General features: G+C 74.2%; 4 protein-coding genes. All 4 read left to right on the top strand.

Annotated features, from left to right (window positions below):
• Position 1: 1 nt before the first annotated feature.
• From Ae505Ps2_RS20675 to Ae505Ps2_RS20660, 4 genes are read left to right on the top strand one after another with little or no spacing between them, the layout of a single operon-like run.
• Entirely contained in the window at positions 2–6,127 is a 6,126-nt protein-coding gene (locus Ae505Ps2_RS20675; protein ID WP_075553892.1) for a type I polyketide synthase, read from the top strand.
• Between the two features lie 45 nt (positions 6,128–6,172).
• Positions 6,173–7,291, top strand: a complete 1,119-nt coding sequence (locus Ae505Ps2_RS20670; RefSeq protein WP_075333346.1) for a DNA alkylation repair protein — start codon at positions 6,173–6,175, stop codon at positions 7,289–7,291.
• Positions 7,288–11,175, top strand: coding sequence for an aminotransferase class I/II-fold pyridoxal phosphate-dependent enzyme (locus tag Ae505Ps2_RS20665; protein WP_075306661.1), 3,888 nt, complete (start codon positions 7,288–7,290; stop codon positions 11,173–11,175). Before Ae505Ps2_RS20670 ends, Ae505Ps2_RS20665 begins: the two co-directional genes overlap by 4 nt.
• Positions 11,176–11,205: 30 nt before the next feature.
• Entirely contained in the window at positions 11,206–11,511 is a 306-nt protein-coding gene (locus tag Ae505Ps2_RS20660; protein ID WP_075333344.1) for a hypothetical protein, read from the top strand.

Below are 11,511 nucleotides of genomic sequence, written 5' to 3'. Positions count from 1 at the left end.
CATGTCCGACCACCCGACCCATGACCTGGCCGTCATCGGCCTCGCCGTCCGGCTCCCCGGAGCAGAGGACGTGACCGACCTGCGCACGTTCCTGGCCGGCGACACCGTCGCGGTGTCGCCGGTGCCGGCCGCCCGCTGGGCGCCGGGCCTGCTGCCGCGCCCGGGCCTGCGCGGGGGCTTCCTGCAGGATCCGCACTCGTTCGACCACGAGGCGTTCGGCCTGTCCGCCGAGGACGCGGTCCGCATCGACCCCCAGCACCGCGTGATGTTGGAGATCGGGGCGCGCGCCCTCGAGGAGGCCGGCTATCGGGGCCGCCGGCGGCTGCGGGCCGGGGTGTTCGTCGGCAGCAGGATGAACGCCTACGGCTACGACGCGGCCCTCCCGGGCCCCGGGTCCCCCACCGGGCCGCCCGCCGCCACGCTGTGGGGCCGGTCGCAGAACTTCGCCGCGGCCTGGCTGGCCGACCGGCTCGACCTGGCGGGGCCGGCGCTGGTGCTCGACACGGCCTGCTCGTCCTCGCTCACCGCCCTGTGGGCGGCCTGCCTCAGCCTGCGCAGCGGTGACTGCGACCTGGCCGTGGTCGGCGGCGTGGACCTGCTCGTCGACCCGCTCACCTACCGACTGCTCGACGGGGCCGGGGCCCTGTCCGCCGACGGGCTGTGCCGCACGTTCGACCGTCGCGCGGACGGTTACGTCCCCGGGGAAGGGGCGGTCGCCCTGGTGCTGAAACCGCTGGCGGCGGCGCAGCGCGACGGCGACCGTGTGCTCGGGACGATCGTGCACGTCGCCGCCAACAACGACGGCGCGACCATGGGTGTCACGACGCCCAACCTGGAGGCCCAGGTCGAGCTCCTCGACGGGGTCTACCGGCGGGTCGACCCCGACACGGTCCAGATGGTGGAGACACACGGCACGGGCACCGCGATCGGCGACCCGATCGAGGTCCGCGCCCTCTCCGAGGTGTTCACCCGGCACGGGATGGCCCCGGGTTCGGTCGCGCTCGGCTCACTCAAGAGGCGGATCGGGCATCTGCACTCCGCTGCCGGCCTGGCCGGGCTGGCCGGCCTGCTCTGCGCGCTCGCCGAGGAGATCGTCCCCGGCCTGCACGTCGAACAGCCCAACCCACGCCTGCAGATCGACGGAGGGCCGCTGCGGCTGACCGGGGCGGCCGAGACGTGGCCCGCGGCGACGGTCCGAGGGGCCGGGCTGAGCGCGTTCGGCTTCGGCGGGACGAACGTCCACGCCGTGGTCACCGGGGCGCCGCCGGTCCCGCCGCGTGCCGGCACCGGTCCCCACGTGCTCACGCTGTCCGCCCGGACGCCGTACGGGGTGCGTGAGCTCGCCACCCAGTGGCTGGAGCTGCTCCCCCGGCTCGGTCCCGGTCTCGACGACGCCTGCGCCACCACCCGGCTCTCCCGCCCGCACCTCGCGGCACGGATCGCGGTGTCCGGTGACGGCGCCGACGCGCTCGCGGCAGCCCTGCGGGACACGCTGTTGCGCACCGGGCCGGGGTCGGCACCACACCGGGCACCGGCGCCACCCGTCCCGGGCGGCGACGCCGGGACCTGGCTGCCCTGGCTGGCCGAACAGGTCCCGGCCGTCGCACGGCTGGTGGACCGGTTCGTCACCGCCACCGGGGATCCGATCGGCGCCTGGGGGGCCCGCCGTACCGCGCTCTGCGGCGCGATCGCCTGGCCGGTCGCGCTGGTCGCCCTGGGGGCACCCGACGCGGCGCTCCCCGGGGAGGGGCCGGGTGCGGTGACCGCCGCCTACGCACTCGGCGACGACCCCGACCCCACCGCGGCGGTCGCGGCGCTGCTCGCCGCCGGCACCCCGGTCGAGGGCCCCGGTCCTCTCGACGGCACGACCGGCCCGGCCGACGTCGCCGGCAGGATCGCCGCGGTCCTCGCCGCCCTGTACGCCGACGGGCACGACGTGGACTGGAGCCGCCACCGCGCCGGCCGGCCGTTCCGGACGGCCGAGGTCCCGATGACCCAGGCCGACGGGCGGGTGCTGGACCTGCGGGAGCCGCAGCGGTCGGCCGAGTCCGGCGGGCCGCTGCGGGTACTGCAGCCGCTCGGGGCGGACGGCTTCGCCTTCGAGCGGGTCCACGGCCCCGGCGAGGTTCCCATCGCGCAGCACTCGGTGTTCGGCGAGGCGATGCTGCCGGGAATGGCGTGGCTGGACCTGCTGAGGGCCGGAGCGGTGGCCGCCGGCGGGACGTTCGGTGGCCTCGCCGACCTGGTGTTCCACCGCCCGTTGCGGGCGGCGCAGCCGGAGGTCGTGACGTGCAGGACCACCGGCGACGGCGCCTTCGAGCTCCGGGGACCGGACGGCCCGTACGCGCACGGGCGCTACGTCACCACCGCCGTCGCCCGGCCCGCCCGTCTGGACCTGGGCCCGCTGCTGGAGACCTGCGGGCCACTGAGGTCCGGTACGACGCTCTACCGCAGACTGCGTGCGCTCGGCTATCGGCACGGCCGCTACTACCGCAACATCTCGTGGGTCGCGGCCGTACCCGACGGCACGCTCGCCCGCGTCGAGGGAGCGCGTCAGCGCAGCTGGAACGACGACGGGGTCGAGCTGTTCCCCGGCCTGCTCGACAGCGTCACGATCGCCGCACTGGACCTGGACCATGCGATCGCGGGCCGGGCCGACGCCCCGGTGTTCATCCCCTTGTCGATCGGCGCGGTGGAGGTGCACGGATCTCTGGAACGAGCCGCGTTCGTCCACACCCGGGTCGGGTTCTGGAACGAGGAGGCCTGCCGGGTCACCCAGACCGTCACCGACGACGCCGGGTCGGTCGTGATGGTGCTGCGTGACATCTCCTCGAAGCGGGTACCGGCAGCCGCCTTCGCGCCGACCGATGCGGCGACGTCCGCGCCGACGGCGCCGGAACGGGCCCCCACCCCGGCGGAGGTCACCGCCGAGGCGGCGGTTCCGGCGGTTCCGGCGATCGGTCCGTCCTCGCGGACCGGCGTGGTGGCATCGTCCGGCGCGGACGGGCGACCGGCCCCCGCCGTGGTGCTCGACTGGTTCCTGGCCGAGGCCGGGCTCGGTCACGACGACACCGACGAGGAGTTCCTGTCCACCGGGTTCGACTCGGTGGGCCTGGTCGACCTCAGCGAGCGTCTGTCCCGCGAGCGCGGCCTGTCGCTCTACCCGACGGTGTTCTTCGAGTTCCCGACACCAGGACGGTTCGCCGCTTTCCTGGCCGAGGACGCGCCGGAGCTGGTGCGCGCGCTGCGGGCAGAGCGGCCCGGCGCCGGCGGCCGGACCGACGACGCGTCCCGACAGCCGACGGGCGGCCCGCCACCCGCGGACCCACCCGGCTCGGACCGGCCGCCCGTACCCCCGTCGAGATCCCTGGCCGCGGGGCCGACCACCCCGGCACCGGTGGCCGCCACACCGACGCCGGCACCCACCGTGGCCCCGGCGGGCGAGCCGGCCGGGAGACCCACCGGCCCGCGCCCGGCCGACCCGGCGGACCGGGATCCGTCGCGCGACGTCGCGGTCGTCGGCATGGCCGTCCGTGTGCCCGGTGCCTCCACCCCCGAGCAGATGTGGCAACTGCTGCGGGACGGCGTCGACACCGTCGACGAACTCCCCGCCGGCAGGTGGGCCGGCCACCCGGACTCCGCCCCACGCGCATCGTTCCTGCCGGAGGTCGACCGGTTCGACCCGACACCCTTCCGGATCTCGCCGCGCGAGGCTCCGATGATCGACCCGCAGGCCCGGATCGTCTACGAGACGATCTGGGAAGCGTTGGAGGACGGCGGTCGGATCGGCCCGCGGGCCGAGGGCAGCAGGACCGGGCTGTGGATCGCCTACAGCCACGACCACTACCACGAGGAACGCGCCCGGCTCGGTGTCGGTGACGGCCGCGGGCTGGGCCTCGAGGCGATGATCCCGAACCGGCTGTCGCACCTGATGGACTGGACCGGACCGAGCATGGTGGTCAACACGCTGTGCTCCTCTGCCCTGGTCGCCCTGCACACCGCGCTGGCGCACCTGCGCTCGGGGGACATCGACACCGCCGTGGTCGCCGGGGTGCATGCGGCGATCAGCCCTGAGTACTTCGCCTCGATGACGGCGATGCGGGCCCTGTCCCCGCAGGCCCGGTGCGCCGCCTTCGACGCGGGTGCCGACGGTTTCGTACCCGGTGAGGGTGCCTCGGCCGTCGTGCTGCGCCGCTCGGCCGACGCCACCGCCGAAGGCGACCGGGTCCGCGGACTCGTCATCGGCGCAGCCGTCAACCACGGCGGCCGCACCAGCCGGTACTCGGCCCCGAGCCCGACGGCCCAGCGCGACGTCATCACCGCGGCACTGCGGGACGCCGACGTGTCGCCGGACTCCATCTCCCTCGTGGAGGCACACGGCACGGGCACCACGCTCGGCGATCCGATCGAGGTCGACGGGCTGACCCGGGCCTGGCGTCGGCACACCGACCGCCGCCAGTTCTGTGCCATCGGCTCGGTCAAGTCGAACATCGGCCATCTGGAGCCCGCCGCCGGTCTGGCCGGTCTGGTCAAGGTCCTCCTCGCCTTCGAGCACGCCACGATCCCGGCCACCTTGCACCTGACCAGGCCGAACGACCACATCCGGTTCGAGAACACACCGTTCTTCCCCGCCGTCGACGCGCTGCCCTGGCACCGGGGCGACGGTCCCCGGCGCGCGGCCCTGTCGGCGTTCGGGATGGGCGGGGTGAACGCCCACGTCGTGCTGGAGGAGCCCTCCCCCCTGGTGCGACCCGCCGTTGCGGCCGGACGCAGCCATGTCCTCACCGTGTCGGCTCCCACCGAGGACGCCGTGCGGGACCTCGCCGACCGCTACGCCCGGTCCGTCACCGCTCTCCCGGACGACGACGACCTCGCCGCCGTCGCCTGGACCTCGCGTGCGGGGCGGGCCCGCCAGCGCCACCGCGTGGCGGTCCACGGCACGACGCGCGCCGAGCTCGCCGCACGGCTCACCGCCGTCGCGACGGGGGCCGCGGACGCGGCACCGGTCATCCGGACGGGTACGGGAGCAGGAGGTCCGACGGTGTTCCTGTTCACCGGCCAGGGCTCCCAGTACCCGGGCATGGGCGCCGACCTCTACCGCGACGAGCCCGTGTTCCGTTCCGCCGTCGACGACTGCACGGCGATGCTGGCGCCCTGGCTCGCGGTCCCGCTGCCGGAGCTGCTGTTCCGGTCCGAGGCCGGGGTGCTGACCCGGACCGACCACGCGCAGGTCGCGATCGTCGCCGTCCAGGTCGGGTTGGTCCGGCTGCTGGACTCCTGGGGGATCCGTCCCGGGCACGTGATCGGGCACAGCGTCGGCGAGCTCACCGCCGCATGGGCCGCGGGGTGCCTCGCGCTGCCCGACCTCATGCGGGTCACCGCCTGCCGGGGGCGGGCCATGCTCGCCCAGCCGGCGCCCGGCTCGATGGCCGTCGTGCACGCCGACCGGGTGACCGTCGCCGAGATCCTGCGCGACCACCCGGGGCTGGAGGTCGCCGCGCACAACGGGCCGCGCAACACCGCGGTCGCCGGCCCGCGGGAGCACATCGTGGCACTGCGGGACCGGCTCACCGCGACGGCGCAACCGGTCGCGGTGACACCGCTGAGTGTCAGCCACGCGTTCCACTCGCGGGACATGTCGGGCGCCGTGCCCGCGCTGCGGTCGGAGCTCGCGACGGCCGGGTTGCGGCCACCGGAGATCGCCTTCACCTCCACCGTGACCGGGACCCGGCACACGGCGGAGACCGCGACCGACCCGCAGACGTGGGCCGACGGTCTGGTCGAGCCGGTGCTCTTCCACGAGGCACTGACCGAGGTCCACCGGAGCCGGCCGGCGGGCTACTGGGAGATCGGGCCGCAGCCCGTGCTCGCCCGGCTCGCCGCCGACCTCACTCCCGAGGCGGGGTTCGTGCGCTCGACCCTCGCCCGCGGCCGTACCGACGCGCTGTACCGGCACCTGTGCGACCACCACAACACCACCGACCCCGAGGTCGTCCTCGCGGGCACACCGCGGACGCCCGGGCCGGGTATCGCCGACCTGCCCCGGTTCCCGTTCGCCCGGACCCGCTACTGGGTCGACGACACCGGACGTCAGGACCGAAAGCCGACCGATAGGACAACCCTCTAACGTCGACGACCGGTTCCCCCGCGACCCCGGAGAGTGAGTACGTCCATGACGGAGTACGGCCTGAAGCGACACTTCGACAGCGGAGCGGCCCGCCTGCTCGGAGACCTGGTGACGCAGGTGCACCCGCAGTTCGACCTCGAGGGATACGTCACCGAGGTCGCGGCGCTGGTCCCCCCGCTCGAGCTGAAGGACCGCGTCCGGGTCCTCTCCGACGGCCTGCGCAGCAGGCTCCCGCAGGACTATCCGCAGGCCCTGGCGACGTTGCTGTCGATCCTCGGCGAGGAGCTGGCCGAGGGCGACGGAATGTTCAACACCAGCTGGTACCTCATGCCGGTGGCCCGGTTCGTGGAGGACCACGGTCTCGGTCACCCGGAGATCTCGCTCGACGCGATCGAACAGATCACCCGGCGGCACACCGGTGAGTACGCGATCCGGCCCTACCTCGACCAGCACCACGAGATCACGATGGAGCGGGTCCGGACCTGGGCCGGATCACCGAGCCTCAACGTGCGCCGGCTGGCGAGCGAGGGGATCCGGCCGCGGTTGCCGTGGGCGCGGACCCTGCACCGGTTCGTCCAGGACCCCACCCTTGTCCTGGAGGTACTGGAGGCACTGCGTTCGGACCCCTCGCCCTACGTCAGGAAGTCGGTCGCCAACAATCTCAACGACATCGCCCGCGACCACCCCGACGCCGTACTGGACGTGCTCGAACGGTGGGCCGCGGAGAGCCCGACCCCGGAGACGGAGTGGATCAGCAGGCACGCGCTGCGGGTTCTGGTGAAGAACGGCGACCAGCGAGCACTCGCCCTGTCCGGTGTGACCGGGGGCGAACACGTCCGGGCGGACCGGCTGGTGCTCAGCCCCGCCACCATCCGGCTCGGCGAGTCGGTCACCCTGCGTGCCGAGATCCGCAACACCGATCGGCACGCGCACACCGTCGCCGTCGACTACGTCGTGCACCACGTGCGCAACAACGGGCGCACCCTCCCCAAGGTCTTCAAGCTCGCCTCGGTCGAGCTGGGGCCCGGCGAGAGCCGGGTGGTGGAGAAGCGCCACCCGGTCCGGGAGATCACGACCCGCCGCTACTACCCCGGTACCCACGTCATCGACCTCCAGGTCAACGGTCGGGTCGTCGCCGCCGACGGATTCGAGCTCGTCACATGACCAGCCGGCGGACGCTCACCGCGGACGATCCGGTGGTCGCCGACCACCGCATCGACGGGGTCGGGGTGCTCCCGGCGGCGGCACAGATCGACCAGATGCTGCGGGCCGTCAGTGCCGGCGCACCCTCGCGGCGGTGGTGGCTGGAGCACGTGGTCCTCGCCGAGCCGCTCGTCGTCACCGACCGCGGGTCGGCTCTGGAGGTCGACGTCGCTGACGACGGCGCGGTGGTCCTGCGGGCCCGCCGGGCGGACGACCCGGACTCCCCGTCCCGGCTGCATGCCCGTGCGGTCGCGGCCGGGGCACCCCTTCCCCCGCCGACCTACCTCGACACCGCCGCGCTCGAGGCCTCCGCCGGACCCGAAGCGCCGCTGGCGGTCCTGGACGGCTGGCGCGCGGGCAGCGGGATCGTCTACGGCGAGCGGTACCGGGTGATGCGTTCGCTGCGACGCGACGGTGACCGGATGTTCGCGGTACTGCGACCGACGACCGACGAGCCCGGCGCCGTGATCGACCCGGCCGTGCTCGACGCCCTCCTCCAGGGGTTGGGGCTGCTGGACGACGGCGCCGCCGGGCGCTGCCTGCCGTGGTACATCGGGCGGATCTCCGTCCGTCGTCCGGTCCGGGGAACACTGCTGGCCCTCGTCGAGCGGACCCCGGGCGGCCCGGACGCCGCCGGATGCCGGGGGCGGGCGACGGTCTGCACCGAACAGGGTGAGGTCGTCCTCGAACTCGACCGCATCGTGCTGCGGACGGTCGGCCCGCCGGGCCGCACCGCCGCCGGTATGCCGACCCGCGCGTCCGGGACGGCCGGCTGCACGACGGTCCCCGGCTGGCGGGCCGCTCCGGCACCCGCGCCGACACCTCAGGACACCTCGAGGATCCTGGTCCTGGGCGACGCCCCCGGGATCAGGGGACCGGTGCGACGTCTCGGGCTCGAGGTCATCACCGACGGGACATTGCAGTCCCACCTGGCCGAGGAGCCGCCGGAGCTCGTCGTGCACGCCCCGGCCCCCGGCGGGGACGCGTGCACCCAGGTGCTGCAGGCGGCCGCACTGGCACGCACGCTGTCCGGCATCCGACCGTTCCCCGCCCTGACCGTCGTGACCCGCGACGCCCACGGGGAGCGTCCCGATCCGTCGCACACCGCGCTGTGGGGCCTGTTCCGTTCGGTGCGGACCGAGCACCCCCGGACGCCGGTCACGCTGCTGGACCTCGGCGGCGAACCGTCGGGGTCGTTCTCCGTCCCGCACGACGGCGGCGAGTACCGCCGGCACGGCGACGAGCTGCTCGTCCCCCACCGTCGCGACGCCGGCCCCGGCGACGGGCCACCGTTCGACCCGAGGGGGCGGCGCGTGCTGGTCACCGGGGGTCTGGGCGGACTCGGGCTGCTCGTCGCGGAGCTGCTGGCGGAGCTCGGGTGCGCACACCTGACCCTCGTCGGCCGCACCGCGCCGTCGGGGCGTCGGGGGGAGCGGATCGACCGGCTGCGCGAGCGGTGCGAGGTCCAGGTCCTGACGACGGACGTGGCCGCTCCCGACCCGGCGCTGGGTCGGGAGCGCTTCGACCTGGTGATCCACTCGGCCGGGGTGCTGAGGGACGGCCTGGTCCGGACGCTCACTCCTGAGCGGATCGCGGAGGTCCTGGCCCCCAAGATCTCGGGTGTGCAGGCACTCGATGCGATGCTCGACCGCGACCACCGCCCCGGCGCGGTGGTGCTGTTCAGCTCGATCAGCGCGGTCGAGGGGAATCTGGGCCAGAGCGCGTACGCCGCCGCGAACGCGTTCCTCGACGGCTACGCGGCCCGCCGCCGCTACGACGGCGAGCACTGGTGGAGCCTCGACTGGGGCCTGTGGAACGCCGGGATGGGCGAGGGCGTGGTCACTGCGGCCGCGGCCCGCGGCATCCCGGCGCTCGAACCGGACGCGGGTCTGGCGCTGCTGCGTGAGGTGCTGACCCGCCCACCCGGCCAGTACGTCCTGTCCGCACCCGCCCGACCGAAGGACGAACCGATGACCAGCACGCTGGACACCACCGACGCATGGACGTCCGTGAGCGCGATCCTCACCGGCACGATGCACCTGCCCGCGGTCGCTCCGGGCGACGACCTGCTCGAGCTCGGGCTGGACTCGATGATGGCCGTCGAGATCACCGCCGGCCTGGCGAAGGCCGGCTACGAGCTGGACCCCGCGCTCCTCTTCGAGCTGACCAAGGTGCAGGACCTGCTGGACCACCTCCGGTCCCTCCCCGTGCCTGCCCCGACTCCGGGCGGCGGGGCCCCGTCCGTGCCCACGACCGATGCCGGGGCCTCCTCGGTCCCGACGTCCGCACCTGCCGGATCCACGACCTCCGACGTGCGCCCCGCGTTCCGGCCCGACTGGGACCGTTTCCGTACGGAGCCGGTCGGTCCCGGGCACCCCGCGCCCGCCCCCTCGATCACACTCTCGTCGACCACACCCCCGTCGACCCCGGCCGCGGTGATCGCGCCGGCGCCCGCGGTGGTGCCGTCACCGCGCCCGGTCCCGGCACCGCCCGCGGTGACGCGGCCGATGCCGCACACAGCAGCGGCCGGCGCTGTGGGATCGGACGTCCTCGACCGGCCCGGCCCGCGCCCCGAGGGAGGCGCAGCAGGGGCCCCGACCGGGCCTCGGAGCGTGCCGGGACGCACACTGCCGGGCCGGCTGACCGACCGCCCCGGCGGGGGCTTCCTCGACCGCCGTATCGACGACCTCTCCCGGGAGGACCGGGCCGTCGTCGCCGAGGGTCGCTACTTCTACGAGCCGGTGGTCGAGGAGGAGACGGGCTCCTGGATCCGCTTCGACGACCGCTGGTACCTCAACTTCGCCTCCTACAGCTACCTCGGCCTGATCGGGCACGACTACATCGGGGCCCGGGTGCAGGAGGCCGTGCGCCGGCACGGCACGGGTGCGCACGGTGTCCGCCTGCTCGCGGGCACCCTCGGCCTCCACCGCGAGCTGGAGCTCGCGATCGCCCGGTTCCTGGGCACGGAGGACGCCATCGTCTACTCCAGCGGGTACATGGCGAACGTGGCCACGGTCGGCGCACTGGTGGGGCCCGGCGACACGGTGATCGGCGACGTCTACAACCACGCCAGTATCCTCGACGGGTACCGGCTGTCGGGGGCCCGGGTCCTGACCTATGCCCACAACGACCTCGACGATCTCGAGCGGGCGCTGCGCCAGTCCGGCGACGGCGGCAGGCTCGTCGTCACCGACGCCGTGTTCAGCATGGACGGCGACATCGCGCCGCTGCCGGGCATCGTCGATCTCTGCGAACGCTTCGACGCCCCGCTGATGGTGGACGAGGCCCACAGCCTGGGGGTGCTCGGCCGGACCGGACGAGGCATCACCGAGCACTTCGGCATCGGCGCCGACCGTGTTGCGGTCAAGATGGGAACACTGTCCAAGACCGTGCCCAGCGCCGGCGGCTACGTCGCCGGGAGTGCGGACCTGGTGTTCGCGCTGAAGAACAACGCCCGCGGCTGGATGTTCTCCGCCGCGGTCACCCCGGCGAACGCGGCCGCCGCGCTCGCCGCCGTCGAGGTGATGACGGCCGCACCGGGGATGGCCGAGCAGCTGCGCGGCCGCACCGGGCGCTACCGCGACGCGCTGCACCGGTCGGGCTTCGACACCCTGCACAGCGAGTCGCCGGTGGTGCCGGTCCTCTGCCGCGACGACGGCCAGGCCCAGGACCTCGCCCGGCTGTGCCAGGCCGACGGGGTGTTCGTCCAGCCCATCGTCTACCCGGCCGTGCCGCGGAGCCTTCCGCGGCTGCGGACCATCGTGAACCTGTCCCACACCGATGACGACATCGACCTCGCCGTGGAGGTCCTGACCCGCGCCGGCCGCCGGCTCGGGCTCGTCTGATCCGTCCGTTCCGTCCCGAAGGGAAGCATCATGGGTGACATCAACGGCAAGGCGTTCTTCGGTGCCGTGCTGCGGGCAGTGGCCTGCACGCGCAACCACAACGACGACTCGGCCGAGTACGAGGCGGGGGTCATCGTCCCGGCGGGACGGATCCGTGAGATCGAGACCGAGATCGGCGACCGGGACCCGACGACGTCGGAGGTCGAGCAGGTGCTGGCACTGCTCGACACGGTCCTGACCACCAAGCGGACCACCGCCGAGGATCGCGCGTTCCACACCGGGCACATCTCCCGGGTCTCCGGCCTCTCGGTGGTCCGCGCCGGCGCGGCGGTCTGA

This window comes from Pseudonocardia sp. Ae505_Ps2, from assembly GCF_001932425.1.
GTDB lineage: Bacteria > Actinomycetota > Actinomycetes > Mycobacteriales > Pseudonocardiaceae > Pseudonocardia.
This window is presented reverse-complemented; position numbering and strand designations above follow the sequence as displayed.

Excerpts from the sequence above, each read along its gene's own strand:
- Ae505Ps2_RS20660 (WP_075333344.1), top strand. The coding sequence starts at position 11,206 with ATGGGTGACATCAACGGCAAGGCGTTCTTCGGTGCCGTGCTGCGGGCA.
- Ae505Ps2_RS20665 (WP_075306661.1), top strand. The coding sequence starts at position 7,288 with ATGACCAGCCGGCGGACGCTCACCGCGGACGATCCGGTGGTCGCCGAC.
- Ae505Ps2_RS20675 (WP_075553892.1), top strand. The coding sequence starts at position 2 with ATGTCCGACCACCCGACCCATGACCTGGCCGTCATCGGCCTCGCCGTC.
- Ae505Ps2_RS20670 (WP_075333346.1), top strand. The coding sequence starts at position 6,173 with ATGACGGAGTACGGCCTGAAGCGACACTTCGACAGCGGAGCGGCCCGC.